The organism is Brucella haematophila (assembly GCF_005938105.1).
Lineage (GTDB): Bacteria > Pseudomonadota > Alphaproteobacteria > Rhizobiales > Rhizobiaceae > Brucella > Brucella haematophila.
In genome coordinates this window covers 39,635-66,331 of record NZ_VCPE01000021.1, presented here as the reverse complement: position 1 = coordinate 66,331, position 26,697 = coordinate 39,635, and the positions used below count along the sequence as shown (strand labels likewise).

Genomic DNA, 26,697 nt, shown 5'->3' with positions numbered 1-26,697 from the left:
CAGTAATATGCTGGGGCTGGCAATAAATGACCCTGTGCGCTGCAGCGTACGATGGATTCTTGCGATCGTGCAGTCGACAATTTTAGACGCAGATAAGAACATTGAGGTGTCAAACTCTGTTCACATTCGCTTAATAGGACAGCAAACCACCAGAGTGCGGGGGAATAGGAAAGCATGAACGGAAACTCGAAAATCGCCTCGAAGCCTGTAACCGCTACGGATAAGGATCTTCGCAGAGCGATGGCCATAGCCGATTTGCTCGTGCAGCCGTTGGGCATTCTACCTGCTGCTGTTGGCGATCCCATTCGCCCGGTCGCAATCGGCTTTTTTCAGCAGGTTTCGCCTTACCTCAGTCCAGGCGAAAGCGTCACTGCACTTCGTCGCGCTATCGGCGCTTATGTTCACTCGAAGCGCTATTATCTGGCGTGCAGCCGGCCAGATGCGATGCGTCATGACATTAACGGCGAGCCCGTTGAGCCAGTGTCAGATTCAGACCAGCTGAATGCTCAAAAGCGCCTGCAAATCTTCCGAGAGCAAAAGAGCCAAACGCCAGCGCCCGCCATTGTCGCCGCCCCTGTTGCAGCTGCAGAGAACAAAAGAGATTTGATCCGAGCCTCCCTCCTCGGGAGATCGCGAAGCTGATTTTAATTTGCAGCGCTTGAAAGTCAGCTGAAGCCATCAAAAGCCTCAGCGCTCTTCGAAAGTCGGTCACCCTTGGCAATGTAGAGAGCGTTCATGCGTTTTCAGCCGCTACCGCGCAGTTAAATTTTGTAAGCACAGCTTTCAATCAGAGTCTTGTTTACTTATTTATGCGCAATATCGACTTATGAACGACAATTATCCTTCCTCTATGATCGATTGGACTGGCCAATCATCTTTCAAACGCCGACAACGCGTCCGGTTGCTGGTGGCTGTGATTGCCATGTTGATAGCTTTTGTCGGGGTTACGATGCTCGCATACAGCCTCCTCGCATCAAGTACATCTGAACGCGCCATCCTTCCAGAAGACGCGTCTTCGAATGAAATGTTTGACTGATCCCAAAAGAGTCACTTAGCTTAGCCTGCTACCGGACACTGAATGACATGCCGCCCTGCCGATCAGTCTCCTCGACATCCAGGGATAAAAGATCATGAGCATCGGAAGGTTTCAGTTCCACTTTCAGGGCATCCATCGCAGCAGCAATAGCCTGCCTATTCCCCCAGAGTTTTCCACGCCTAGTCGTATCCGGACCGTCAGCAGGCTCCGCAATACTAAATTCAATCTGGCCAGCATCAACGCCGTCACAAATCAAACTGCCTGATCCATTCAGGAATATAACACTCAAGTCTGCGCCTCCTCACAAGAACTCATACTGGTCATATGGCCAGCGGCTCCTTGGTTCAATGATCAATCGATCGGGTGGCCGCGATACGAAGCGGTTGCGCGTCCGCTGCGCATTCAATAGTCTCCATCGGCAAGGCAAACGCCGCTCCATTCGAGAGGATCCATATGGCAACGGGCACGGTAAAGTTTTTCAATTCTGACAAGGGCTTTGGCTTCATCACGCCAGAAGATGGCGGCAGTGATGTTTTTGTGCATGTCTCTAGCTTGTTACAAGCAGGCGGATCACTCCGAGAGGGCCAGAAAGTCAGCTACGAAATCGGCCAGGATCGTAAGACCGGCAAAGCCAAGGCAGAAAACGTTCGACCGATCTGAATCGGCATCCCGCAGACTTTTCGCCACGTCCATCGCTGCAATCTGGCGGCGATGGTCTTCGTACGAGCGACCTACGCACATATTCCAATCTCTCTTCATCAGCGGTATTCCATACACGCATTGCAGAGAAGCCAATCAACGAACCTGAGACGCATTCTTCTTTTGGCGATCATCCGCCAAACCGCTTAACGTTATGAAAGCCTCTCGCCTAACGGTTCGAACGTCGGAAAAGGGAAAACCAGTGCGATAAGCAAATCAACGCCAGATCAGTCATGAGAATGACGCCGATTGCGAAAAACCCAGTTAGAGCCCAAAATATGATGGGGTTATCGCTCATATAAACGTCCGGCCCTCGTCGATTGACGATCCTACCGTTTTGTATGATGCCAAAGAGACCTTGTGCACCAGCCCAGACCAGCCAAGAAATCAATCCCGCGACCAGCCCCGAACCCAGAATTTGGCTTATTCGCGATAGAGGTTTCCAACTCATGGCTGTGCCTTAAGAAACGGGTCAACGCAGTCTCATAATGAGACGAGATGCCCACTTGCCTTCATTCCAGAAAACAGGAGCTGACGGATTGAGAAGCTCCCTCCCCTCGCCTTCTGCGTCAGGGATCGTAGATATCCGCCGGGCGAATTGATGGCCGATAGTTTCTGCAGAATCCATGCAATGGCCGTCGACGCGGTTTCTGGCCCCATGAAACGGATCGCTTCCTGATAGGCTGATTGACTGATGCCGAGAAAGCCCGAGACGATCCGCGAGGCATCGAAAAGCTCACGCCATGTACCAATTCCGTTCGCACCATACTCGCGAATATCTGGACAGGATCGAAGCACCTGATCGAGGGAAATGGATGGGGTTAAGTTGCCAGAAGTTCCTTCTTCAGGCTTCACAGAAACTGGTGTTTCCGCGGAAGGCGCGTTCAAATCAATCTTTTCGCCATTTTGAGATTCAAAAAGGGATTCTGGCAGGGATTCATTATGCTGCCGCTCAGTTTGAGCGACGCTGACGCTCATTTCCGGAACAATCTCTATTGTTTTCAAAGCGATAGCCAATTCACCACGAATGGCTTCAAAATTGGCCCTAATCGCGGACAGTTCATCAAGAGATGCACGACGAGGAATTGCGTCGACAATGGAGCGGAAGCGAACGAACAAAGCTTCGAGACACTCACTAAGCTCACCTCTTTCTTCGGCCTTATCCGCAAAAGCTGCCGCCATATCTCGGCGCATGACCGACACTTCGTCGCGAAGACGCTTCAGCGCTTTCTGATCTGCGAGAATCTTATCCGCGATAGCAGCAATTTCAGAGGCGCGCTGGAGCAATGGTGCAAAGGAAAAGCCGAAAGCAAGCTCGACGCAGCCTTCCCTGTCCTTATGAGCATAGCGCTTGCGGGTCGGGCTATCTTTGCGCGCAATGATCCCGGCTTCAATCAGGGAGGCCAGATGTCGGCGCAGTGTAGACTCCGGCATGCCATGGGCACGCAGCGAAAGCTGCCGATTGGATGGAAACACGATGAGACCGCTTTTCTCAGCCAATTCGTCATCAGGCAGAAATGACAGAAGCGAGCTCAGCACGGCAAGGCAACGATCGTTCAGATCGAATTCAGCCTTAGCGACGCAAAGCTGTTTGTAAACCGCCCATCTGTTTACACCCCTCTCCTGCTTCGGCTGTTCCTGCCGGTCAGTACTCTGGGCAAATATCTTCATTCGCCCACGCAATGCGGACGCGTCAGTCTTCAGAATTTGCATTCCCTCTCACCTTTCAAAAGGCAAAAGAAATCCACCCGCCAAAAAGACGCTTACGACTCTTGACACTGATTCATGGAAATGCGATTCTCGGTCTGCTAGAACTTTGAGAGAGGCTTCCACGACGGTAACGTTTGGGGGCCTTTTTCTTTTGCTAAGTCTCCTAGTTTGGCTGTTTACTGTCCTTATATTCTTCATATAAGCGCTTCATATTATCCGATATCCACGCTCCAAACGCTTTTCCTTCAGGCTCTGAGAACTCGACAGCGTATCCTTTAGGCTTGGATTTGGTAACTGCTCTTAACTGTGAGTCATCAGAACGCCAGGCATGATCAACTGTGTTTGTTGATACTTTGTTCGCTTGCTTAAGAGACGCGAAGATCGCTTCAAAGCGTTCGGTGCTATTTAGAGTCTGCAGAGTTTCATTCCGAAGAACGGTTTCGAACGCGTTTGGCTTATTGGCTAGCAGTGTAGCCATTGAATCCCATTTCGGCCGTCCAATACCTGGCGCTGCGCCAATAGCCTGTATGAGCTCTTCAGGTAACTTTCGTGCCAACGCAATCATTTCGGACAAAACACCTCTGGATGAGGTGCCGAACGTTGCCATGATCACCGCTCTCGTCGTTCCCCGATCTTCTAGGCGTCGAGCAAACAATGCCTTCTCAATAAAAGTGAGATTTTTGCGTTCGAGGTTTTCGTTACCTTGCGCTATAATCAATTCGTCGTCGGACAGGTCTCGAATGAACGATTTGACCTTTAAACCAAGCTGTTTAAGTGCGGCAACGCGCCGATGTCCGTAAGCGAGTTGATAACGACCGGATTGATCAGGATTTGGTCTTACAAGCACGGGTACTGCCTGACCGTTCTCCTGAATGCTATTCAATAAAGCGTCAAACTCCGCGCCTGCATGCTCATCTAGGCGATCCTTGACAAAGGACGCGTCAATAAGATTTGCATCGAGTTCTACAATGGCTTGGCCATCGGTTAGCGCTTTGCGGAGTTCGTCAGCTTCATTCGAAAGGCCGGTAATTGCATCATTCATGCTTTGCAATGCGCCCGAAGACACCTGCGGCCGTCTGGGTGTGTTCTCAGCTGAGAACTCATGATTAGTCGTAATCGGCGTTAGAAAATCTCGTAAAGCATCACGGCGCTTGTTCATTTTCTACCCCACGCATCTCTCACTAGTTCTTCGAGTTCATGATTGACGGCGTCGAGAGCTTCGATCGCACGATCATACGTCTGCCGATGAAAGTTTTCTCTGCCGACCTCGTAAAGAGTCTGCTTCGTAATTCCCGCGTCTGATATCGCGGCGGACTTGACCATCGAATTAGTTAATACCCGGTCTCCGAATAGTCCTTTAAGAAGGCCAGCAATCTGCGACTGGGAGCCGTCGTTTGGTTCGTAACGAGTAAGCACATAGCGAAACCAGTCATAATTCGCATTGCCCCCTGCTCTTTCAACAACATCAAAAAGGCCAGCGGTCATGTGCAAGAATTGGCTCATTGATGCTACATCAAGCATTTGGGGATGAATTGTTACAAGCACCGAAGTTGCGGCACAGAGTGCCGACAGGGTTAGGTAACCAAGCGAAGGGGGGCAATCGAGAACCACGATATCATAGTCGTCTTCAACACTTTTCAGTGCGGATGCTACTCGTGTGAAAAACAATTTGTCAGTTGATCGCGACGCTGATGTTAAGGCGCGAGGAGTTTCGTGTTCGAATTCCTGCAACTCGAGATTACCAGGTACGATATCGAGACCGCTGAAATATGTAGTCTTAATGATGCTTTTGAGTGACCGTTGAGCTTCATCATACCTGATTGCACCGTAAAGCGTCTCGTTAGGCTCGAGATCAAATTCCGGCTGTATTCCAAATAAAGCAGACAATGACGCCTGAGGATCTAGATCTGCGGCTAGAACACGATAACCGCGAAGCGCAAAGTACTGCGCTAAATGTGCAGCCGTAGTGGTTTTGCCTGAGCCACCTTTGAAATTAGTAACAGCTATTACTTGAAGTCGATCGTCTTCCCTACGGCGTTGGTCATAGCTCTTTTTATTATTACTCAAGTGATGCCGGATAGCATGGATTTGCTCCAAGGAATAGAGGCGTCTGCCAGCGGCGTTCTTTTCCGCTTCTCCAATAACACCGTCATTTACGAGGGTGCGAAGATAGACGTCACTGATCCCAATGAGCTTGGCTGCCTCGCCCGGGGCAAATTTACGTAATTCTTTCTGTGCTGTCGGCGGGAATGCGCGTGCACGAAGGTGTTGAAGCTGGGCGCTCAGTGTGTCGGCGTCCGCTTCAATAAGCCGAGTTAACGACTTTTCCACGGATTGTTTGACATTAGTGGCATTGGCGCTGTGGATCATTAAAATCGCTCAACAAGGAAAATAATCGGATTGAGTGTCAGAATGACCGTATCGTTGTGAGTCGTCAACAACTTTAAAGTTAATGATAGGTTAACGCGATCCAGGAAGGAAAGGCAATTACCCACGAACAAGGGAAGCTGTTCGCTGTCGCGCGAAATGGCCAAACAAGATGTGTTCTCAGCTGAGAACATGAGTTCGCGCAGGGGGCGCTCAGGTCTATAATCTGACGAATAGTCAAGAACGGCTAGTCGTCGCCGAGACGGGGTCGCGAGTGGCACTCATTTGCCGAGACTGTCTTGTGGATGCCTCCGCCCGAGATCAACGTCAAGCTCTCCTAGAGTGAACAAGATAAGTGATCACATCGGTAGGACTACGATGATGGTGATGATCCATAAGCTTTAACAACAGGCGAAAGTGGCTTTCAGGTGCGTGCTCAACCTCATAATCAGAGATTGTGATCAGGACGATAACAGACAAGGGTGATTGTCGCGTTTGTGGAATTGTCGGAAAAGACCGCGGAAAATCGCGCCGGATGGGTTACAATGAGAAGGTTTGTGCTGAGCAAAGTAGACTAGGCGCATTACTAACAAGGGAGCATTTCGATGGAAACGCCGCTTAGAATTAGAAACGTTCTGCTAAAAGCTTTCCTGATCAATCTGCTATTTATCATCTTTGCGTGGTTGATGTCACTCAGCGGCATTACAACAAGTATGATGTCCGTCTTTTTTGGCTTTAGCGTCGATCAAACCCACATGTACATGGCCAATATCATCGGGTTCTGGAAGATTCTGAACGTCGTCCTTTTCCTGATCCCCGCAATAGCGATCCAATGGGAATATCGTGCAAAGAGATGACCATGATAAACTTGGCAACATTTTGCGACCCAGTCGCGTAAATGGATATGGACCGTAGCGTCACCAGTCTCGTGAAGCAAATGGAGTTCGGCCCGTGGTGCTTCGCAGCGAAGAAGTTCTGTGAAAGCACGGACGATCCCCGCGCTTGCGCTGTGGGAATGAGTTAGGCAACCAGTTGGTGAAGTAGATCGCGGTCATTGAATTCGGTGAACGGGCCAAGTGCTTCACAAGGAAAACGACTTCTTGTGCGATCGAACGGCGCTTTAGGCGAGCTGTACTGTACTCAACGTTGGACGATCGCCAGTGGGACTACAACGACTATCGTCATAACGCCTAGCGCCCCAAAGACGAGGGTGCCGAGTGCCCTTGCGAACGCCTTCGGTGTGCTGGAAACGCCATCGTTGGTGGACCACCGTGTCAAGCATGCGAGATACCAGATGGTGGCTGCCAGGAGAACGACAGCACCGGTTATCCGTGAGGTCTGAAATACCACGAGCGCGATTTCTACCGACAGCGCAAATGGAACAACCATTCAGTTGTCGTGTTAAAATGAATGGTGAGCTGACGTTGAAGTCCTTGTTTGAAATTGGGTAGTCTGTGAGAAGATGCCCATTTACGCCGGTTGTGGAACGTAGGCGCTAGTGACGGCAGCAATAATTATGCATCTACGGGAAGGCTTCTCTGGTTGGTCGGGCCTGGGTCAGCATTATTCGGGCCAATGCCTCTGGTTCCAGTCGAGCTACGTTGTGGCCACAATCGAGAGAAAAGGTTGACCAATCCGTTTCCTCGCTCAAGCGTTGGTAAAGGTCGAGGAATGGACTTCCATCCCATCCATGTGCGCCAACGAAGACCTTACGAGGTATTTCACGCCAGCGTCCGGTTAAAGTGATTGACTGGAGAAATGTCGCGATCGGTTGTGGGCGGCATCGTGGGTCCAGATTGGAAGGCGGGGCACAATTCAGCCCGTCACCTTTTGCACCTGCGATGAACATGTCTCGAAAGCGCGGTGTTGTCAGCGACCAGACCGAGTCGCCGGTTTCTGGGACATAAGCGTCAACATAGACCAGTGAACGGATGCGCGACGGAACGGCGTCCGCTACGCCGCTCACGATCATTCCTCCGTAGGATTGCCCGACAAGGATCAAGTCGTCACTATGCGACTTCACGACATCAACGACCTCGCTTACATGAGTTTAAGGATTGGCCGATGGGGCAGGTGTATCACCGAGCCCCGAAAGTGTGATTGGCACAACTATGTGCCCGTGCCCTGCGAGGATATCCGCTACTTTCTGGTAGACCCAACCGCCCTGCCAGCCTCCGGCTATCAGAATGAAAGTGGCCATAATAATCGTTCCTATCGTTGGTGCGGTAACGAACTGAAGAATAGACCGCTGCGCCCAAACCGGTCATTCAGCGTAATCGCAGTTCTTCATGTATCACGACCGGCGGGAATTGAACGAAATCTGCCGAGTCGAATTCGACGGCGAACGCGAGTCTTCTGGTTTCTGCCCAGCCGATAGCTGCCGCTCTGGCTGACTGCGGTACGTTAGTTGCCAAGGAGCAGTGAGGAACCCAGCGACCAACGCGGTAATGTTCGTGACAGCTCAGGGGATCGAAGTGGCCGTGTAATCTGCTGTGTAGGCCAGATAGAGCGTGGTTCGAACGCGGCTCTGTCCAGAGGATCATAGTCTCATTGTCAAAATATTTTACTGTGTCGAAGGTAATTAAAAGTTTTCCCTGTGCTGAAAAGACCTCTGCCATGATTGCGCTAACGTCGCCTGGCCATTGCTCGAACACCGCAAGTGTCAGATGGGGCGGATACCCTAATTCCAGCATCGAGCCTTTCGGTTCAAATACGCTCGCCTCATTCCAAAGCTTCAGGATTTTAACTGCGGTAGCGTTGCAGCTTTTCAAGCTGACTCCATAGGGCATTCATTGCCTCCACCGAGTGTTTCTTTTAGACCCTACAGCAACTAGGTGTCGTCGGTCGAGCGTTCGCTTTGGGCCTCATAACTGCCAATTGCAATACCTCAGTGTCGCTCAGCGGAAGCTAGAAGCTCACTGAGCTTGGCGTTGAACCCGTTTTGTTTGGCGCCGTATACGAACTGGGCAATCGCTCTTGCGTTGGTACCAATTATTGGTACAATCGCGTAAAGGAGTGAATATATGTCACGAAACACATCAGTTACGCTCGGTGATCACTTCGCCAATTTCGTCGATTCACAGGTGAGGGGAGGGCGCTATGGCTCTGCCAGTGATGTTGTGCGTGCAGGATTGCGCCTTTTAGAAGAACATGAAACGCGCGTTAGGTCCTTGCAGGAGGCGCTGATTGCGGGCGAAGAGTCTGGTCAGTCGAAGCCCTTGGATCGTGAGGGCTTCCTGCAGAGAATGAAGACGAAGCATGCGCTTTGATGGGTATCAGCTTACACCGCTTGCCGAGGCCGATCTCGAAGATATCTGGGTTTACACCTTACGCGAATGGTCATTGGAGCAAGCAAACAGCTATATCACTGACGTCATGGATGCTTTTGAAGGGTTAACGGAAGGGAGCAAGCGTGGTCGGTTGACGGACATCCGACCAGGTTATCTCAAATATGCCGTCGGATCCCATGTGATCTATTTCCGGGAGCACGAGAACACGCTGCTTGTTGTGCGTATTTTGCACGGGCGTATGGATGTTGGGCGGCACATGTAACGCATATTGTGTTGCATTATCGAAAGTTCCAATGACGGAGGATTGTCTATCACATTGATTGAAAGACGGCCTCTCGGCCGAATGATCGGTCAGGCGCTTAGCGACGAATGAGACCAAAACGGTGGGCTTCATCTAAAAGGTGACGAACGGAGGAAGGCTGCCATTTCCTCCCACCGCGCGTCGGCCGCTCTCCCATCTGATCGAGCTGGGCCGCGATATCGCGAAGCGACAATCCGGGATCGGCAATCGCAATTGCGGCGACCAGTTTCATCAGGTGATCAGAAGGGATGCGGCGAGGGGATCGGGCAACAAGCTTCTTGTCGGCGATTTTTTCGCGGACGAGACGATGCACGGCGCGGCGCAGACGCTCGACCGTCCAGTCATGTCCGCGCCTATTGAGCACCTGTACGATATTCTCCCAGCTGTGGACCGGGCGCATTTGTTGCACCAGAGGCAACCAGGTCTGTGCCGAGGTGATCAGTTCATCGAGATAGCGTTTGTTGCGCGCTTGAGATACGGCCCGGATCGCTTCCGGCTTGCGCTCTCTCAAGCCGGGATTTCCAGGAAGCTTGCCGCGCGCCTTTTCAGCTTTGATCCCCGCTTTGGTCCGTTCTGCAATCAGCGCGCGTTCGAGCTGTGCAACGGCGTCCAGCACCTGCAGAGAAAACATGCCTTGCGGCGTGGATGTGTCGATGGGATCACGGATAGATCGAAAGTGGATGCCGCGTTGTTCGAGATCTTCGATAACCTGCAGAAGGTGACTGACCGAGCGGGCGAGGCGGTCCAGCCGGACCACGACGAGAACGTCACCGGCAACGAGCTCCGAAAGCAGCCGGGTCAGGACCGGGCGGGCGCGTGAAGTCCCGGAACCCTGCTCCTGAAAGATGCGATCACAGCCAGCTGCCCGCAACTCGTCCATCTGTGCATCATGGACCGGATCGTCGGTCGAGACCCGTGCGTAACCGATGAGGCGAGCGGGACGGGGCAACGCACTGGTGGCCTGACGTTTTGACATGGCTGTTTCTCCCGCGCTTGAAGCGGCTTTGTTCAAATAAGGAATGCATTAGAAAATGGTCAGTTGCAAGCGAGTTTTACTATGCAATTTAACCGCCATCAGAAGCGATTTTAATGGGTAGACGAGGAAACCCTCATCAAAACAACCGTTGCGCGCCAGCGGCCTACCTAAGTTAAAAGGTCCAAATCTATAAACAGGGAGAGGGATGGATAGGCTGGAATGATCACGGTAGGCGGCGAAAAGAGATAAGCCGAGAGCCTCGGTAGATACCGAGCAATCCGTAGTATGATAGCTCGTCCTTGGCGAAAAAATGAAAGGTAAGAACACTTGGCGTCCCTTGCGGACAACAGTGCCGTGAGAAGGGCTTCAAAAGAACTGTTTTCCTAAAATGGGTGCGACCGATTGGAGAAAATGTCAACTCGACGATACTTTAAATCCTTAGATTGTGGCGGGAGATACGTTCCTTGATCTGCCATTTGCTTTTGCTTCAATGGCAGTGTTAATTGTCGTTCAATTGGGGTGGGGGCATGATACAGAATCGATCGTTTCTTTTCTTGATAACAGGGTTTGTTGTCAGCGTTCTTGTTACGGGCTGCGCGGTATCCGATGTCGGGCCGATCAATCGTTCAACGTCTCAATTATTCGCGTTTAACAATCATTTCGTTCCGGATCACGGGGATGATGGCGCAATGATCATTGGCCTGGCATTTTCTGGCGGCGGCACGCGGGCGGCAGCTTTTGGTTATGGAGTCATGCGGGCGCTCGATGATACGATCGTGGACGAATATCCCTATGAGCGAAGCCTGGTCGATAATATCAGGATCATATCTGGCGTGTCTGGAGGCGCGGTTCTTGCAGCCTATTTCGGCATGAAAGGGCGCGATGATTATCGGGATTTCCGCGAAACGTTTCTGGTCAGGAACGCTGAAGAACGCGTGCGCACCAATGCATTGTCGCCAGCAGTCGCCATTGGCGTCCTGAATGGCGGCGCAAATGACCGATCCTCGCTTGCCCGTTGGCTCGACGACAATATTTTCCATGGTGCGACCTATTCAAAGTTTGACTGGTCCAATGCGCCATCGATCTGGATCTCTGCATCGGATATCTACAACCGGGTTCCATTTCACTTCAGCGTAGAAACCTTTGCAGCACTGTGCAGCAATCTGAAGGATGTGCGGATTGCTGACGCAGTCGCGGCGTCCGCGGCGGTTCCGGTCGTTTTCAAGCCCATTTCGGTTGCATCCAACCATGGTGCCTGCACCTATCGCCAGCCCGATTGGCTAAGCCGAGTCATGGCCGATCCCGAGGCGTCGTATAGGTTGAAGGCCTATGGGCGCGCACTGCACACTTACCGGTCGAACAATGTGAATTTCATAAAATTGCTCGATGGCGCGCTGACGGATAATCTGGGGCTTACGCCATTTGCGATGGCCAGAGCCTCGGCGCAAACGCCCTATGGGCCATTGTCGCTTGCCGATGCAGTGAAGCTGAAGACTTTTCTTTACATTGTCGTGGATGCTGGCCGTGAGATGGAATATCCATGGGTAAAGGAGCTGCAAGGGCCAGGGATTTCTGAAATCCTCGGTGCGGTTACGGATACTGCCATTTCCTCGTCGGTCAGGGAAGGGTTCGATGCGCTGAAGCTGGCGACAACGCAATGGCGCGACGAACTCATTGCATATCGGTGCGGCCTGTCTGCAGCCACGGTAGCGCGCTATCGCGGCTCGTTGAAAGGATGGAACTGCCGCGATGTCCGGTTTCATGTACAACGCCTGTCGATACAAGATCTGCCCGCTGGCATGGCTGCAAGTTTCAATGAAGTGCCAACCCGCTTCGTGCTTCCGACAGAACAGGTGGATCAGGTGATTGCCGCTGGTCGCGTGGCGTTTAAAAGAAACGCCGTCCTCCAGAACGCCATTCGCGAAGTCCAGTCCGATGCAGGCGTCAAGAAACCGGTTAGCCCGAATATGCTCCAACAAAATCTATCATCGTCTGAAACACTGGCGTCGGGGCCATTTTAGCGCCAGCACCAACCCGGTTCTCGCAATATTACCATTTATGACTGCCGATCCGAGGCCACAGAATATACCATGATCAAACTGCTTTTTATGTTTGCCTGGGCATCGCTATGCTCGATGATTGTGTTATGGGCGGCAATGGCGCTCTGGTTTCATTTGCAGGTGGGGCAGACGATCAAAATCTGTGTCATGGCCCTGACCGCGCTTGTTCTTGCAGCTTATATCTCGGTCCTGTTTTCACCGCGTTCGAGCAGCCAGTTGATAAGCTTCAGTAACGTCGCATTCATCTGCCTCGGTTCCCTCTTTCTGGTCTCCTGGTTTTCGATGAAGCCTTCGCTTACGCGGGATTGGGCGGCAGATGTCCAGCACACGGTGACAGCGGATGTTCAGGGCGACGAGGTGACATTTCACAACATTCGTGACTTCACATGGAATGACAGCCGGATATTTGTGCCAGGGTGGAAATCCGGGACGTACAGGTTGAGCGAACTCAATTCGGTGGATGTCATATTGTCTTACTGGACGCATCCGGCCATTGCACATACATTGATTTCATTCGGCTTTGCAGATGGTCGCCATCTGGTGTTCTCTGCCGAAATACGCAAGAAAAAAGGTCAGGAATTTTCTTCGCTGGGTGGCTTTTTCAGAAGTTTCGAATTGGCGATGATAGCGGCGGAAGAACGGGACATTGTTTATTTGAGAACCAATGTCCGCGACGAGCGCGTCTATCGATATCCGGTCGATGTTGGTCAAGAGCTTATGCAGGCGATGTTGCTCAAATATATCGAAAAGGCCAACGATCTTGCCAGAAACCCGGCCTTCTACAATACACTGACGTCCAATTGCACGACGGTCGTTTTCGACCTTGTTCGCCTGCTGGAACCAGGTTTTCCATTTGATTACAGGGTTTTGCTCTCCGGCTATCTGCCGGAGTTTCTCTATGACAATGAGCTGCTCATGAACAGCGACCTGCCGTTCAGTGAAATCCAGCAGCGCGCCTTGCTGACGCCGGTTCGCTCAATGGAGCGCGAACAGTTTTCTACGGTCATCCGGCAGCCTGCCGGTACTTAGAGCATTTCCAGCAAAAGTGCGAAGCGGTTTTGCGTAGGACAATGCGGTAAAACAAATAGTTAGAGCGGTTCTGATGATTCCGTATTAACCGGAACCGCTCTAGCTAGGCCGGATATATGCGAGACGTGTCCTAGTTTATGTCCTGCTTCGTGTTTGCGTATTTTTTTAGCAGGCGAAGTTTGGGAAACGTCAAGAACGATTTTGGTGGGTCGACCAGAGCCGACAATGCGCGCGCATAATCCAGCACCAGACCAGGCGTCCACGCCATGGATTCTGCGCGCTTGCGCATCAGTCCCGCTGCCCATAGCTCAGGATAAATGATCGCGCGCAACGCTGTAATTATTGGCCAGTTGTGGTCACGATAAACACCTTCCAGCGCTGCATCCAGAGCATCAGCGACTGCACTTGAGCAATTGCGGTTTGTGAGATTATAGGTGTTGTCTGCGCTGTAATCTTGCCAGAATGCATTCAATCGCGATGCGTCGATATTCTTGATCACCACCTGCACTGTCGATTGGCACCATTCGGCGGATTCTTCCTGATAGCTTGGCAGGAAACGTCCGGGCACATTGTTGTCTGCGGTGGCGCGTAATGTCCGGGTGAATTCGTCCGGCGATCGGTCGATCTCGACTGCCGGATAATGGCTGATATAGACGTTTGGGGCCATTTCCAGAGCCGCATGGCCCGTGGAAATGACGCCGTTTGTATCGACGGCTGCGATATATCGATTGATGGCCCTTTGATGAAGCGGGGTCATGACCTGACCTGTGGGAGTCCAGACATGGACGATCAGCTCGCTGCGATTGGCAGAATGGGCGAGGGAGCTGGAACCCGGCTTGTTCCATAAAGGATTTCTGTTGAAGATACTGCTGATCGATGCGCCTTCTTCCAGCCGTCGCACCCGTGTCGCAATGTTCAATATGCCAAGGCTGGTAAGGATCATGACGGCGCCGACATTGAAGGCAACTGTTCCGGCGTACCATGTTGGCCATGGCTGAAGCGTTGCAATGGCGATGCAAACTTCCGCAATGCCGCCCATCAACCCCAGCCGCCAGCGGGGATAGCGGACAACCCATGCACTGCCAATGCGCACACTGCCATCCACAAGGAAGCAGAACCCCAGCACCATCGCAAGCGTGAAGTGGCTGGCGGGGGTGGCGCTGAGGATCAGCAAGGCGACCGCGAACAACGCGATACCCTGCACGACACGCATTCGTCTCGCCGTTCCCTGACTGAACGCGGCAGCCAGGAGGCCGACAGCCGCCTCCGGCAGCAGGAAATAGCCAAAAAAGCGCGACGGAATGATCGTCTTTCCGTCCAGCGCATCTATAGCGATGAATGTGCCGAGCAGAAGCCAGACGCCGCCGGTAATGAGTAGTATTTTCCAGTGACGCTGAATAATTTCCCGGCCAAGGAGAATAAGAACGATGCGTATCATGCCTGGGGGGCTCCACTGGGTTTAAGCGTGCGCTTTACGATCAGGGCGAACACCATGAAAACGACGCAGACCATTCCCACAAAGGTCGGTAGGCCGTGCTGCATCACGTCCAGAAAACCGCCTGCCAGCATCGGTCCCACCAAGGCGCCACCGCCCCAGAACAGCCCCATCGCCGCATAGACGCTGATAAGGTCCGCCCCACGGAACTGCGAGCCGATTATCGCGAGCATTGTCGTATAAATGCCAACGAAAATTCCGCCCCAGATGAACAATGCCGGGTAGGCCAGCCAGCTCACCGATAGAAGCAGGGGCCAGAGAAATGCCGTTATTGCGGAAACCGCCGTTAGGGCGATCATCAGTGTAACCCGGTTCATCTTGTCTGATAGCCAGCCGATGGGAAGCTGCAGCGCAATGGCACCGACCATGAGAACCGTGATCAGTTGTGCACCTTCGGTTTCGTTCCAGCCGAGCCGCATGGCATAAATGGCAAGGAAAGACAGTCCGGCTGTTTCAACTGCCGAATTGATTGCCGTTGTTCCCATGGCAATGGGCGACAGTCGCATCATACGCAAGAAATTTGAGTGTTTTTGCTGGGCCATTTCAATCTGTCGAAGTCCCGGCAGACTCATGATGACAAAGGCGAGGAGGGCGACGACCGCCCCGATTGCAAATGGCACCAGCCCTTCAAACCCCGTAAACGACAGGATCAACGGGCCGCCGGCAAAACCCAGCGAGAGCGACGCCGTATAGGTCGCCATGATGCGTCCGCGATTTTTATTGTCGCTCAGCTCGCTGGCCCAGGTTTCCGTCAATACGAACAGAATTTCGGCAGAAATTCCCAGCAGGAAACGCAACGGAAACCAGAACCAGAAACTAGGCACCATTGGAAACAGGATCAGAAGCAACGCTGATGAAAGTAGCGCGGCCATGATGAGATATTTGGGCTTGTAGCGGATAGCCAGTCCCGAAAGGAAGGGGGCTATGCACAGGACGCCGAGCGCATGCATGGCGGCATTGGCACCGACAAGCGTTTCCGTCAGCCCGCTTTTGATAAGCATATGCGCCACCAGCGGAGCCGTCAGGCTGTAAGTGAGCCCGAAAATTGACGCTGTCGCAATTATGATGGCAAGGGAAAGGAGCGAACTTTTTTCACTTGAGCGTTTTGTTTCAACGCTGTCGACTTCTGCTTCCAGTCTCAATTCTTTGCCCCAACCCAAAAGGATAGAATCGATGATACCCCATTGTCCAATACACCGTTCTTCGTAATCAATTAGTAAAGCCGAAATTGCAAAAATTCTACATAGAGGCCTCCCCGAAAAGGGTAAAACAGTTTTCGGAGAAGACTTGTGCTGAAAAGAGATTTTAAAACATTGATCTATTTCATTCAGATCGGTCGTCACACTCTGTGTAACTTCGAATAAACGCCGCGATAAACGAGAGGACCTATATCCAATTCCCTTCCAGAGAACACGGTTTATTTACGCCCTCTATATAATGAGTTGCGCCAACGTATTTTTTGGGGGGGGGCGTTCATGGCAACATTACTGGGGATGTCGATTTACGTATCATTCTTGGCATTTTGCTTTTTCGGGGCGCTTTTATATGCCTGCGGCTGGCTCCTTCTGAAGCTGCGGGGCCTGCGGGCGTTGAAAGATCCGACTTCGGTGCCCATTGGAGCCTTTGTCGGCACGATATCCACCGCATGGGCTTTGTCTCTCGGCTTCGTCGCGGCAGATGCATGGACACTCAATTCTCGAGCGGATCTCGCGACCAGCAACGAACGGTCTGCGATATTTCGAATGTTGGGGACTGCTCATCCCACGGTCCTGAACAATGAGAGACTTAAGAACGCAGTGGAAACCTATCGGAATCTGGTGGTGTCAGATGAATGGGGAGCCGACGACAATATCGTGCCTTCGCCCAAGGTGGAGAAGTCGCTTCTTGCCATTCGTTCCGTTGTCCAGACGGTGGCCAGCGACGGCACGCCCTCTCCGATCGTATCCCAGCTCATTCATGATTTTAACGAGCTTCAGAATGCGCGCAATGATCGCATCGCTATCGCTAATACGTCCATCGACCAATATAAATGGTATCTTGTACTGGCGCTGACATTCCTGACTATCGCCACTATTGCCTCGACCCATGCGGATCGGGTGCGGGCTGGGAGGCATGCCTTGCTACTTTACTCGGCAACGGCTTCGATCAGCCTGTGGATTCTTGCGATCCATGCCAATCCATATATCGGCACTGAAGAACTAAACCCCACGCTGTTGTTTTCAAGCCAGCGTAGCTGATCAGGCACGTTCTCGAGCGGTCATCACGATGAACGACCGCTGTTAACAAGCTGCATGTGGCAGTTTATAAGTAAGCGCGATCCAGTTCATGCTTAGTGCGGTCGAAGAGTTGGAGGTCCCTCCGTGAATAGTATCATAGCAGCCTTGACGCCCGTCCGCTACGCCGTTTGGCATTGTTGTAATAGTCGGACGCCTGCTGCACGGAGCGATGGCGCGATTGTTCCATGGCTTCGGGGAGCGGAATGCCGCGATTGGCGGCTTCGGTGAGATAGCCAGAGCGCAGGCCGTGGGCTGAGAATTCTTTTGCATTGAGACCTGCCATTTGCGCGCGCTGTTTGACAATCTGGTTGATGGCGCTCGGTTCGAGCGCTCGCGTGGACACATTGCCCCAGCGATCGACTTTTCGAAACACGCTGCCCTTGTCGATCCTGGCTGCTTCCAGCCAGCGGGTGAGAGCCTCGACAGGCCGCCCGGTCAGATAGACGATTTCATCGTGATCGGCACCACTGGTTTTGGTGCGACCGAGATGAATGCCGAGCGAGGGGAGGGGAGAGCCGTTCTCATCGGTGACCGGTGCCTGTTTGACCAGCTGTTCTACACGTAAGCCGGCGACTTCGCTACGCCGACGACCGCCCGAGGCAAAGGCCACCATCAGGATGGCCCGATCCCGCAAAGCCGTTAGATCCTCTCCGGAACAGGTTGCCAGCAGCTTGCCCAGAATATCGCCGGTAATCGCATGGACACTCTTGCGGCTGCGTGGTCGGTTCAGGGCGCGCACCGCAAGCCGGATAGCCGATTTGACGGAAGGCGATGAAAACGATCCTTCCAGACCGCGCCAGCGGGTCAGCGTCGACCAGTTGGCAAGTCGCCGGCGGACCGTTGCCGGCGCATGCGGTCCCGACACGCGCAGAAAGCCTTGTTGGCGCAATTCCTCTTCCACGTCGGTAGGCATGCCGTGATCGGGTTCGATCTCGCGTTGCTGCGACCGCCATAAGTGATGCGCAATGAATTTCAGCAACAGGGCTTCCGGCGCCGGAAAGGGGAGGGGATTGCCGGTCGCAGCCAGCGACCAGGCTTCAAGATAGGCCAGATCCGAGGTCAGGGCACGGAGCGTGTTTTCGCCCATGCCTTCATTGACCAGATGGCGCAATGTCTCGACATCCTCATCGGTCAAAATTCCTGCCAGCATGTCGCGGCGGTTCATCGGCAAGACAGCAGCAATCGTATCTAAAGTCTCGGTGCGTTTTTCAATCGAACCTGACGACGAGCTGCTCATTTCGGCAGTCCGTTCTCGTCATATAGTTCATCGTGGTTCGAAGTCTGGTGCGTGTTTGCAGGCCTTCCCTTAAGCGCCAGCGCCCAGACTTCATCCCATGTGCCCTGGCCGTTCTGCGAAATTGGCACGATCGCGGCAATAGGATCGCCAGCTCGACAGATGACAACCTCGTCATCGCGCAAAACGAAGTCAATCAGTTCGTCAAATCGCTCCGCCGCCTCGGCAATGTCCACGAATACCTTCACCGCCACTGCCCTTACCAGACGCGCTCATGCAGAATCGCGTCGAACGCCAGATCCGTCGAGATGAAAGTGCAGTGCTCAAGCCGCGCCTGAGCGGCAAGAATCCGGTCCCACGGATCGCGATGTTCCCAATCAAAATTTGCTGCAAGTTCGGCATGCAGATCGGTGATGGCTAGTGTTTGCAGGCCGCTTTCCGTGACGGCTGCCCGCAGTTCCTGGGGCTTGAGATCGAGCTTGTTCAGGCGCATCTTGTTGTCCAGCTCATAGAACGTGACCGCACTGACGAGGATAGCATTTGCCTTGTCCTCGATCAGCGATCGTGCCTTCGTGGACAGGCGATCACTACCGATTGTCCACCAGTAGACGGCGTGGCTGTCGAGCAGGATTTTCATTGCGCGTTTTCGCTATTGTTGGATTTGCCTTGCCAGACGCCGGTATCATCATTCCAGTCTCCGGCATCGATCGCCGCCTGCTCTGCATCAACTGTATCGAACAGGTTGTCGGGCAGGCCACGATGGCGCAACAGGCCAAAAGGGCGCTTGCCACCGTCCGCTGCTGGACCGATGCGGGCGTAAACTTCGTTGCCACGCATGATGACGATCTCTTCGCCCTGGTTGGCGCGATCGAGGACTTCGGCGAAATTCTTGCGGGCTTCGCTGATCTTGTAGCTTGTCTGGGGCATCGGGACCTCCGAAATTGATCGTACGCCATTGATACCATTGTTTTACAGCACGTACAAGTGCCTCGTACATTTCACCTCCGATAACCTATACTTATCGGGTGTTATATGACTAACCAGAAGGCATCATCAGTGTCGGACATTAAATAATGAATGGCGTCCGTTTGAGAAATTGTTTACTATGTTTTCAATGCGTTACGATCTCGACCAATTGCCTCTGAATACCCCGTTGCTGCCGTTGGCGCGCGCCAGTGCGGCTCTGGCGCGTCTCGATGAGCGCCTTGCTCATTCACCGGTCGGCCAAGGCTTGATCGAACGGCTGCATTTTGCCGACGCCTGCGCTTCGTTGTGGCTCGACGGCGAACTGGTCGAGATGGAGGATCTGGTCCTGCATGAGGCGGCGCGCGATATCCGCTCACCGAGCCACGCCCTCACCATTGCCCGCGACGTGTTGCAGACAAGGCGGCGCATTGCTGTGCAGCCACCGGACTGGGCGCTGAGCCCGAACGGCTTGCGCAGTCTTCGTGTTGGCGGGCAGGCGTGGCCAGCATCCTCTTCTGGGGATTACGGCATCTTCGCGGAGAGCGAAAGCGCCGTCGTGCCGGATACGGCGGTCGATCGGCAGCATCGAAACGGGGAGGGGAGAAGACATCGTCTGGATGACGGACTCGACCTGCCCGGCGTTGATCTCGACGCCATCGACGCGGTGCTGGCACGCTCCGAAACGGTTTTGGCCAGGGCGAAGGAGCCAGAGTGGTTGCCGAGGAGGGAGGTGGATCCGCTGATCCGCGATCCCGACTGGGATGAAGAGGAACGGCTCGACGAATGGCGGACGGTGTTACGTTCGATCAGCGATTTTCCGCCGGTTTTGCAGGCCATCCTGGCGCTCGATGCCTGGAACGAGCTCGCGGTTTTGCAGCGGGCACCGTGGCTGGGCCGCCTGCTGGCAGCCTCGTTGCTTCGCCGCGAAGGGCTGACCACCCACGCGCATCTTTTAGCCTTCAATGCCGGCCTGAAAACTATCCGCATCGAACGGCGGCGGCATCGCAATTTTGAAACCCGGCTCACCGCCAGTCTCGAGGGCTTGATGGCCGGGATCGAGCTCGGCTTCAAGGAACATGACCGGCTGCTGCTGGCGCGGCAGATGCTGGAACGGCGGCTGACGGGCAGGCGAGCCTCATCAAATCTGCCGGGGCTCATTGAACTGGTGCTGGCGAGGCCCCTGGTTTCGGCCGGGATGATTGCCGCCGAACTCGAGATCACCCCTCGCGCCGCGCTTCGCCTTGTCGATGAGCTCAATTTACGCGAAATAACTGGCAGGGGGCGGTTTCGAGCATGGGGGATAATATAACCATTCTCTCTATCTGCCTCCACAGTTTAAACGGGGTTCAGTGGAGACCAAGCTCTTGATACCGCCATTCGGGAGGTGCTGCGTGTCTAAACGAGCGCGGACATTACAATAGACCATATTTGGGGACACCATGCACGAGACGTTCCGGGCATTTACTGAAAACTTGCATCCGAAATTCGAAGCACTAATGGCTCAAGCGCCGGTCACAGACGCAATCTTGCGGCCAGAATTTAAGGGATCCGGAATCTACATGTTTTCGGAAGACGGAAACAGTCTCTACGTCGGCCGCACTCGCGATGTGCGCAAGCGCTACGGCCAGCATACCCGCCGATCCAGTGGCCACAACAGTGCTCCATTTGCCTTCAAACTTGCGCGCCAAGCAACCGGTTTTCTGAGGTCGGATTACCGGCCAGGTGATACCTCGCGCGCCGGGTTGCTCTTGAAGACCGAATTCGCGTCGGCATTCGCCGATGCGATCGAGCGCATCAGACGCATGGAGTTCCGTTTTGTGGAGGAAGCGGACCCAACCCGCCAGTGCTTGCTCGAAGTCTACGTTTCAGTCGTGTGTGGATCACCATACAATGATTTTGATACGCATTGAATTGTGCTTCACCCCAGCGCAGCCATCCCTAACATCTTCGTAGCCGAGGGGAGGGACCAGGATAGGGAAAATGAAGTGTGATTTCACCCATGCGGCGCCCAGTTCGCTAAGGCAAAACTTACTTTCAAAGTAGGCGGGGGTGAGCAGGAGAATGACGACCTTCGGCTCCAGCATCTGTTCCTTCATGAAGGTGACAAACGTCTTTCCGGTGGGAATGCCATAACCATGAAGAGATGAGCAAAAGATCTCAGCTTCGGGAACTCCAATACCTTGCTCGATCAAGTCAACGATCTCCGCAACAATATCGGCGTCTTTGGTGGCGTGTCTGACAAATACGGACGTGCTCATCGCCCCCCATGCGTTTCAAAATTCGGCTAACATTCTCGATTCGGCCACGGCCCGAGGCGGCAAGTTATTGGGTTACCACGGCTCGACGTGCGACGAGCCTGACCAATAAACGATAAGCCAATTCCGGGTTATGTCGCAAATTTATCATGATGTTAGAAGCGGCCAGATCTTCAGACGCAATTATGCTGCGAGCTCCGCAAAGACTTTAAATGGCGAGCGGTTGTCATTTGCGAACTGCTTCTTACGGATCATATGCGCCACTTCTATGCCCGCGATTGTCGCTGCGGCTGAATGAAACGCCTTAAAGCCCATCATCGGTTTGGTAATTCGCTTGATAAACCGGTGATCCTGCTCAAGGATGTTGTTGAGATATTTAACCTGCAGGATTTCAATCATTTTGCTGTGACCGGTGATTTTCAGGATTGTGTTTACAGCTTGTGCTCCGGCCAGATTGGCTCCGCTTTTATCAATGACAATTTTGTCTGGAACACCGTTGGCTGCGATGGCTTTCTTGAAGAAACGCCGTGCTGCAGCCAGATTCCGGCGTTCGGAGAGCATGAAATCCAGTGTTTGGCCATCTCGGTCAACGGCTCGGTACAGATAGGTCCATTGACCACGAACCTTGATATAGGTCTCGTCAACACGCCAGGAACGGGCCGTGGGTCGCTTGCGCGATTGCGCCTGGGCAGCGATCAGCGGTGAGTACCGGACAACCCATCGGTTCAAGGTCGCATGATCCACAGCAATGCCGCGTTCTGCCAGAATTTCCTGAAGGTCACGATAGGAAACCGGGTAACGCACGTAAAAGAAGACTGCATGCAGGATGATACTTTTTGGAAAATGGGTACCTTTGAACGCGACCGTCATTCGCATTCGCCTCACTCAATTATGCGCACTGACGCTCACATAGCTCAGCAGAAGTGAAAATTTTGCGACACAGCCTATAGCCGAACGTGCCCCAGGCCTTGCAGCCCTTCGCATCGCAATAATGCTCAAATAGCTTGCCGCCCTCGGTTGCGACGGCTTTTTCGCTTTTATATCCGCTCATGCCAATCCTCCGACAAAGCCGCTCATTTCCTGAAGCCTGACCATGGCCATACGCATATGGCCGCGACAGCCGCGCGCCTTGCATCGGACCTTCGCCTCGATCTCGTCCAGATATTTCTGGGAACGATCGGCATCTTCGCAGAGCAGTCGTTTGGTGGCGTAAGTCACCCTGCCGCATTTTTTACAGGTCAATTCAAGACGCTGCTCCTCGTCCAGATCGCGGACCTTGATTGTGGTTTTCCAGTTGCCCATGGTCTCACCAGAAATCTTCTGCGGACGGGATGCGGGTGTAACTGATCTTGCCACCAACATGGCCGCCGGCAGGTGGTTTCCATTCGCCCATGCTCACGATCGTACCGGAATATTTCGTATTGAGCGTATCGACGGCGTTGTTTGCCTTTTCCCATTTCTGGCGGACGGCATCGTCATTGTTCAGCATATCCATCTGCCGCTCGCCAGCTGGTGACAGGTCATAGAGCGTCACGCCGACGCGAAAGATGGTTACACCTCGCGGATGATCTTCCCGCACGCGCTGCCAGAGCAAGCGTAGAGCTGACAAAATAGCCTGATCGTCATTCACAACTGGCAGATAGTGTTTGCCGAACCATGAACCGTCGCGCACCGATAGCCAAAGCCACAGGCCTGCTGCATAGAAGTTTTCGCGGCGGAGGCGGCGGGCGGCTTTTGTCAGCAGAAGGCGGGAGATTTCATAAGCGCCCGTCATTGAGCGCGCTTCAGGTGGCAGAACGCGGCCGTGGCCGAACATGCCGCGCTGCTGTGCAGGCGCCTGGATATCAAAACCATGGAGGGCGTACCAAAGGCGTTCGCCGTTGACGCTGTTCCAGATCTTCCGCATGTGTTTTGGCTGCAACGCGTAAAGCTGCGTCGTTGTGAACACGCCATTCCGGTAAAGCCGTTTTGCCATATTCGATCCGACGCCGGGTATGTCCTCCAGCTCAACGCGCAAAAGTGGATCAGGCATGATCGAAGGCCACCAGATCGCAAGCCCGTTTCCGTAAGCGCCTCGGCGCTTAGTTTCTTCTTTCCCGGCCTTGCAAGCGATCTTCGCCAGCTGGCGGTTGGCCGCGAACCCGATAGAGCAGGTGATGAACGGGCCGATGTTTTCCGATATCGCCGCCTTGATCCTTGCTGCCAGCAACTCCGGATCTCGCTTGCCGCTGTCGTCCAGCACACACGTCAGTTCGTCGATGCTTTTTGCTGTGTCGATGGCAATAACCGTCTCGATCTCGCAGAGCAGGGCGTTATGAGCGCGCCTGTAAAGGTCGGGTTTCTGCGGGACAAGGATAAGGTCTGGGCAGAGCCGCTTTGCTTCCTTGATCGGCATGACGTTCTTCACGCCAAAGATCTTCGCTTCTCTCGAACAGGCAATAACGGCTGTGCGATCTGTGCCCTCGAAGGGGACAACGCCAATCGGCCGACCGCGTAGGCGGCGGTCGCATTGCTGTTCGACGCTCGCGAAAAAGCCATCAAAATCAATATATAAGCGTTCGATAGTCTCAGGAAGGCGCAAGACACGCTCCAAAATCAGAATGCGCGGAACCGCTCCCGAGTACAGGGGTACTCAGGAACATATTCTTCTCAGTGGGAGTATGTTCCTATTTTGTTCACTTCCATTCCAGAGTCAATCGCTGTTTTAGATATCCAGGATATATTTTATCGGCGAGCCAATCTTCACGGTAGGATAGCTGTGACAGCTTGCCTGCAAGCGCTATGTTCTTGGAGGGGCAGACAGAGCGTCAACTCTGCCAGCCGGGCAATTAGCTAAATAATGTAACCCGCACTGACGCTGACCAAGCCTGTGCGGGTTAACTTCATGCGCTTTCCCTAGGTTCGAAATGCGTCTAGCTCAGCATGCAATTCATTTGCCCGATCCTCGACCGCCGCCAAATCCTCTGCAATGAGACGGTAAAGTGGCGTCTGGTCGCTTGGGACGGGTGTCTCTAGGTGCTGTGCGATATATTTTATTGCGCTCACGGTATCTGTAAATCGACTATGCAAGACAGGCTCATGGTGAGCCAATCGATTGCGAGTTTGATAGACGATTTCGAGATTGTCAGCCACATCGGAACGCTTGACCCTCTTATTGGGAAACGTCTTTTTTAGAGTCGGTTTCCATAGGGTATGCTCGTAGTCCGGACCGCACAGGCGTTTCCAGACGTAAAAGGTAAGTTCGGCTATAATCTTCCCATCGCTGACTTGGATATGCGACCGCCGTTTTTTAGCACGCTCCAAATGCGAAAGATTTGTTGGTTTGCCAAGTGGGTAGGCTAATAAATCAAGCGCGTGTTTTTCAGCCTGCGATAGTTTGGAATACTCCGCACGACGAGCGCTATCCATGGCCATAGTAATTTTGCTTTTCTCGCTGTCCCTCCATTTGAAGGGTGCCGGTGGATTTAAAAGCCAGCCAGCAGCACCGAAATGTTGCCCAAGATTTTCACAGATGGAATTGCGTAATGCTATTTCGATGCTTGCCGTTATGTTCATCAGATCAGCGCCAAGGCGTAGAGTTTTCTGGTGAAGTTCGATAGCAGCTTTGATATTTCCAGTAAGCTTATGGAGCTTGCCCAAGCGTTCTGCGGATAGCAAGATACTCAGCTTTGGTAGATCGTCATCCTCAATTGGCAACTTGACGCTCCCGTCATTTTTGCATATATTCACACTTGAAAAGTCGAGATCAGATTGGCAGTGGGCCTTTGGGCCTTACGAATCCTCGACTTCCCAGATGAAAAGGCACTCTTCAGAGTGCCTTTTTTCGTTTCAATTCTTGCTAGAATATTTCGCTTAATGCAAGTTGTGAGGTCATGCTGAAGCGCGACTTTTATAGTTTGAGTTTACGCATCACGATGTCTGTTTGCGATGAATTTTTGTCGGAAGACTTCTGCTGGTGTTTTGTACCCCAAACATTTGCGCGGCGTATTGTTGAGACGATGACAGATGAATACGAGATCTCGGTCACTCAACGTTAGCGGATCAAGGTCTCTGGGGAGCCATCGTCTTGTTCGCCTGTTGGTGTTTTCGACCGTTCCTTTCTGCCAAGGTGACTGTGGGTCACAGAACCATGTTTGCGATCCGATACCGGCCTGCAGATAAGCCCATTCCGTGAACTCAGTGCCGCGATCAAAGGTGATCGAGCGCCGGGCCATTTGGGGCAGGGGTTGCAGTACGCTAATCACACCATCCATCACCGCACGTGACTGACGATCATTGTTGCGCAACTAAACTGTGAAACGGCTTACCCGCTCGACCAGAGACGTTACATTGGCCTTGCCGAACTTCTTGCGAAACTGGATCAAATCACACTCCCAGTGGCCAAATTGCTTACGTCTGGCGATCATGTCCGGGCGATGTAAGATGCTCAGTTCCGGCGGGAAGCGGCGCCCATGGTGGCGCCGGGCATGACGTGGACGCCGTCTGGCACGACGTTCAGGCAGATACTTCCAAAGCCCTTCTTTTCGACCGTCGTCGGAATAAACAAACTGATAGATCGTTTCATGACTGACAGAAATGGGGTGGCGCTCCAGTTGCATTCTCCCGGCAATTTGCTGCGGCGACCATCCATCGCTGATGTGCTTGATCACGGATTGACGCAAATGATCAAACCGGATGAGCTTGCGTCGTTTCGAGCGACGATCATGTGCTTTCTGATCGGCAACCGTGCAGTAATAGCCCGTCAGGTCCGTGATCTGATCGTCGACAAATCGATTGCGTTTCAACTCGCGGAAAACGGTTGAGCGATGTCGTCCAAGTTTCTCGGCAATAATATCAACGGAGAGGTTTGCAGCGCGCCAGCGGGCGATCTTGCGGCGTTCATCCAGATCAATATGCGCGTAGGTGCGTTCCATGACGGGTTCCTTGCTTAGGATAACTCATTGTTATCGCTTGCAAGTCGCACTTCAAGCTAGAACCCACCCTGTTATACGAGTTGGATCACG

General features: G+C 53.1%; 29 protein-coding genes and 2 pseudogenes. 10 read left to right on the top strand and 21 right to left on the bottom strand.

Annotated elements, in window-relative coordinates:
- Window positions 1–174 precede the first annotated feature (174 nt).
- Window positions 175–642: a ProQ/FINO family protein gene (locus FGI60_RS23175; RefSeq protein WP_138787166.1), complete on the top strand. Its 468-nt coding sequence runs from the start codon at window positions 175–177 to the stop codon at window positions 640–642.
- A gap of 422 nt (window positions 643–1,064) precedes the next feature.
- Here the strand turns inward: FGI60_RS23175 and FGI60_RS23170 are convergent, their stop codons facing one another.
- Window positions 1,065–1,325 carry a hypothetical protein gene (locus FGI60_RS23170; protein ID WP_138787165.1) on the bottom strand — a complete coding sequence of 87 codons (261 nt, stop codon included), beginning with the start codon at window positions 1,323–1,325 and terminating at the stop codon, window positions 1,065–1,067.
- Between the two features lie 164 nt (window positions 1,326–1,489).
- Between FGI60_RS23170 and FGI60_RS23165 the strand changes: the two genes are divergently transcribed.
- Window positions 1,490–1,696, top strand: a complete 207-nt coding sequence (locus FGI60_RS23165) for a cold-shock protein (RefSeq protein WP_138787164.1) — start codon at window positions 1,490–1,492, stop codon at window positions 1,694–1,696.
- 522 nt (window positions 1,697–2,218) lie between these two features.
- Here FGI60_RS23165 and repC read toward each other — a convergent pair.
- The 3 genes from repC to repA all read right to left on the bottom strand — a co-directional run bounded on the left by repC (window position 2,219) and on the right by repA (window position 5,815).
- Window positions 2,219–3,448: a plasmid replication protein RepC gene (gene repC / locus FGI60_RS23160; RefSeq protein ID WP_138787163.1), complete on the bottom strand. Its 1,230-nt coding sequence runs from the start codon at window positions 3,446–3,448 to the stop codon at window positions 2,219–2,221.
- 160 nt (window positions 3,449–3,608) lie between these two features.
- A complete protein-coding gene (repB, locus tag FGI60_RS23155) occupies window positions 3,609–4,604 on the bottom strand; it encodes a plasmid partitioning protein RepB (RefSeq protein WP_138787162.1) in 996 nt (331 codons plus the stop codon).
- Complete coding sequence (gene repA / locus FGI60_RS23150; protein ID WP_138787161.1) at window positions 4,601–5,815, bottom strand: plasmid partitioning protein RepA; 1,215 nt, start codon at window positions 5,813–5,815, stop codon at window positions 4,601–4,603. The genes repB and repA overlap by 4 nt, the downstream gene beginning before the upstream one ends.
- A 602-nt stretch (window positions 5,816–6,417) precedes the next feature.
- On the opposite strand from repA, the gene FGI60_RS23145 reads away from it, so the two are divergent.
- Window positions 6,418–6,669 carry a hypothetical protein gene (locus tag FGI60_RS23145; protein WP_138787160.1) on the top strand — a complete coding sequence of 84 codons (252 nt, stop codon included), beginning with the start codon at window positions 6,418–6,420 and terminating at the stop codon, window positions 6,667–6,669.
- 665 nt (window positions 6,670–7,334) lie between these two features.
- On the opposite strand, the pseudogene FGI60_RS23140 reads toward FGI60_RS23145, so the two are convergent.
- The 3 genes and pseudogenes from FGI60_RS23140 to FGI60_RS23135 form a co-directional block, all read right to left on the bottom strand.
- Window positions 7,335–7,844: pseudogene (locus tag FGI60_RS23140) on the bottom strand (alpha/beta fold hydrolase); the annotation flags it as partial.
- An 18-nt stretch (window positions 7,845–7,862) separates the two neighbouring features.
- The gene (locus tag FGI60_RS26435) at window positions 7,863–8,012 is read right to left on the bottom strand and encodes a hypothetical protein (protein ID WP_210238467.1); all 150 of its coding nucleotides are present in this window, start codon (window positions 8,010–8,012) and stop codon (window positions 7,863–7,865) included.
- Window positions 8,013–8,079: 67 nt separating this feature from the next.
- Complete coding sequence (locus FGI60_RS23135; protein ID WP_138787159.1) at window positions 8,080–8,601, bottom strand: 2'-5' RNA ligase family protein; 522 nt, start codon at window positions 8,599–8,601, stop codon at window positions 8,080–8,082.
- Window positions 8,602–8,835: 234 nt separating this feature from the next.
- On the opposite strand from FGI60_RS23135, the gene FGI60_RS23130 reads away from it, so the two are divergent.
- Together FGI60_RS23130 and FGI60_RS23125 are read left to right on the top strand one after the other, a co-directional pair.
- Complete coding sequence (locus FGI60_RS23130) at window positions 8,836–9,081, top strand: type II toxin-antitoxin system ParD family antitoxin (RefSeq protein ID WP_109366597.1); 246 nt, start codon at window positions 8,836–8,838, stop codon at window positions 9,079–9,081.
- Window positions 9,071–9,364 carry a type II toxin-antitoxin system RelE/ParE family toxin gene (locus FGI60_RS23125; protein WP_138787158.1) on the top strand — a complete coding sequence of 98 codons (294 nt, stop codon included), beginning with the start codon at window positions 9,071–9,073 and terminating at the stop codon, window positions 9,362–9,364. The genes FGI60_RS23130 and FGI60_RS23125 overlap by 11 nt, the downstream gene beginning before the upstream one ends.
- A 97-nt stretch (window positions 9,365–9,461) precedes the next feature.
- Here the strand turns inward: FGI60_RS23125 and FGI60_RS23120 are convergent, their stop codons facing one another.
- On the bottom strand, window positions 9,462–10,379 hold the full coding sequence (locus tag FGI60_RS23120) for a recombinase family protein (RefSeq protein ID WP_138787157.1): 918 nt from the start codon (window positions 10,377–10,379) through the stop codon (window positions 9,462–9,464).
- Between the two features lie 527 nt (window positions 10,380–10,906).
- Here FGI60_RS23120 and FGI60_RS23115 point away from each other — a divergent pair.
- Window positions 10,907–12,400 (top strand): patatin-like phospholipase family protein, encoded by a 1,494-nt coding sequence (locus FGI60_RS23115; RefSeq protein ID WP_138787156.1) that lies wholly within the window; start codon window positions 10,907–10,909, stop codon window positions 12,398–12,400.
- A 69-nt stretch (window positions 12,401–12,469) separates the two neighbouring features.
- Window positions 12,470–13,468, top strand: a complete 999-nt coding sequence (locus FGI60_RS23110) for an Lnb N-terminal periplasmic domain-containing protein (protein ID WP_181394334.1) — start codon at window positions 12,470–12,472, stop codon at window positions 13,466–13,468.
- 130 nt (window positions 13,469–13,598) lie between these two features.
- Here FGI60_RS23110 and FGI60_RS23105 read toward each other — a convergent pair whose 3' ends face one another.
- Window positions 13,599–14,906, bottom strand: coding sequence for an HdeD family acid-resistance protein (locus FGI60_RS23105; RefSeq protein WP_171058842.1), 1,308 nt, complete (start codon window positions 14,904–14,906; stop codon window positions 13,599–13,601).
- Window positions 14,903–16,306 carry an MFS transporter gene (locus tag FGI60_RS23100; RefSeq protein ID WP_235889911.1) on the bottom strand — a complete coding sequence of 468 codons (1,404 nt, stop codon included), beginning with the start codon at window positions 16,304–16,306 and terminating at the stop codon, window positions 14,903–14,905. The genes FGI60_RS23105 and FGI60_RS23100 overlap by 4 nt, the downstream gene beginning before the upstream one ends.
- A 132-nt stretch (window positions 16,307–16,438) precedes the next feature.
- On the opposite strand from FGI60_RS23100, the gene FGI60_RS23095 reads away from it, so the two are divergent.
- Window positions 16,439–17,200 carry a bestrophin-like domain gene (locus FGI60_RS23095; RefSeq protein ID WP_109366593.1) on the top strand — a complete coding sequence of 254 codons (762 nt, stop codon included), beginning with the start codon at window positions 16,439–16,441 and terminating at the stop codon, window positions 17,198–17,200.
- A gap of 133 nt (window positions 17,201–17,333) precedes the next feature.
- On the opposite strand, the gene FGI60_RS23090 is transcribed toward FGI60_RS23095, so the two are convergent.
- Genes FGI60_RS23090 through FGI60_RS23075 form a run of 4 tightly spaced genes read right to left on the bottom strand, consistent with a single transcriptional unit; the run spans window position 17,334 to window position 19,400 of the window.
- Window positions 17,334–18,476: a site-specific integrase gene (locus FGI60_RS23090; RefSeq protein WP_138787155.1), complete on the bottom strand. Its 1,143-nt coding sequence runs from the start codon at window positions 18,474–18,476 to the stop codon at window positions 17,334–17,336.
- Window positions 18,473–18,721 carry a type II toxin-antitoxin system Phd/YefM family antitoxin gene (locus FGI60_RS23085; RefSeq protein ID WP_374844116.1) on the bottom strand — a complete coding sequence of 83 codons (249 nt, stop codon included), beginning with the start codon at window positions 18,719–18,721 and terminating at the stop codon, window positions 18,473–18,475. The genes FGI60_RS23090 and FGI60_RS23085 overlap by 4 nt, the downstream gene beginning before the upstream one ends.
- Before the next feature lie 11 nt (window positions 18,722–18,732).
- Window positions 18,733–19,110, bottom strand: coding sequence for a type II toxin-antitoxin system VapC family toxin (locus FGI60_RS23080; protein ID WP_006469785.1), 378 nt, complete (start codon window positions 19,108–19,110; stop codon window positions 18,733–18,735).
- Complete coding sequence (locus tag FGI60_RS23075) at window positions 19,107–19,400, bottom strand: type II toxin-antitoxin system Phd/YefM family antitoxin (protein WP_138787154.1); 294 nt, start codon at window positions 19,398–19,400, stop codon at window positions 19,107–19,109. Before FGI60_RS23075 ends, FGI60_RS23080 begins: the two co-directional genes overlap by 4 nt.
- A 178-nt stretch (window positions 19,401–19,578) precedes the next feature.
- Here FGI60_RS23075 and FGI60_RS23070 point away from each other — a divergent pair, with 178 nt between their 5' ends.
- Window positions 19,579–20,748: an RHE_PE00001 family protein gene (locus FGI60_RS23070; protein ID WP_138787153.1), complete on the top strand. Its 1,170-nt coding sequence runs from the start codon at window positions 19,579–19,581 to the stop codon at window positions 20,746–20,748.
- Window positions 20,749–20,878: 130 nt separating this feature from the next.
- Window positions 20,879–21,349, top strand: a complete 471-nt coding sequence (locus tag FGI60_RS23065) for a GIY-YIG nuclease family protein (RefSeq protein WP_138787152.1) — start codon at window positions 20,879–20,881, stop codon at window positions 21,347–21,349.
- Here FGI60_RS23065 and FGI60_RS23060 read toward each other — a convergent pair.
- The 7 genes and pseudogenes from FGI60_RS23060 to FGI60_RS23035 all read right to left on the bottom strand — a co-directional run bounded on the left by FGI60_RS23060 (window position 21,320) and on the right by FGI60_RS23035 (window position 26,607).
- Window positions 21,320–21,697, bottom strand: a complete 378-nt coding sequence (locus tag FGI60_RS23060) for a toll/interleukin-1 receptor domain-containing protein (protein ID WP_138787151.1) — start codon at window positions 21,695–21,697, stop codon at window positions 21,320–21,322. The genes FGI60_RS23065 and FGI60_RS23060 overlap by 30 nt on opposite strands.
- Before the next feature lie 180 nt (window positions 21,698–21,877).
- Window positions 21,878–22,564 carry an IS6 family transposase gene (locus tag FGI60_RS23055; protein ID WP_138787150.1) on the bottom strand — a complete coding sequence of 229 codons (687 nt, stop codon included), beginning with the start codon at window positions 22,562–22,564 and terminating at the stop codon, window positions 21,878–21,880.
- Between the two features lie 19 nt (window positions 22,565–22,583).
- Entirely contained in the window at window positions 22,584–22,745 is a 162-nt protein-coding gene (locus tag FGI60_RS26360; RefSeq protein ID WP_171058841.1) for a hypothetical protein, read from the bottom strand.
- Window positions 22,742–22,996: a hypothetical protein gene (locus tag FGI60_RS23050; RefSeq protein WP_138787149.1), complete on the bottom strand. Its 255-nt coding sequence runs from the start codon at window positions 22,994–22,996 to the stop codon at window positions 22,742–22,744. Before FGI60_RS23050 ends, FGI60_RS26360 begins: the two co-directional genes overlap by 4 nt.
- Before the next feature lie 4 nt (window positions 22,997–23,000).
- Window positions 23,001–24,275: a Y-family DNA polymerase gene (locus FGI60_RS23045; RefSeq protein WP_138787148.1), complete on the bottom strand. Its 1,275-nt coding sequence runs from the start codon at window positions 24,273–24,275 to the stop codon at window positions 23,001–23,003.
- 314 nt (window positions 24,276–24,589) lie between these two features.
- Entirely contained in the window at window positions 24,590–25,390 is an 801-nt protein-coding gene (locus FGI60_RS23040; protein WP_138787147.1) for a hypothetical protein, read from the bottom strand.
- Between the two features lie 206 nt (window positions 25,391–25,596).
- Window positions 25,597–26,607: pseudogene (locus tag FGI60_RS23035) on the bottom strand (IS30 family transposase).
- Between the last annotated feature and the right edge of the window lie 90 nt (window positions 26,608–26,697).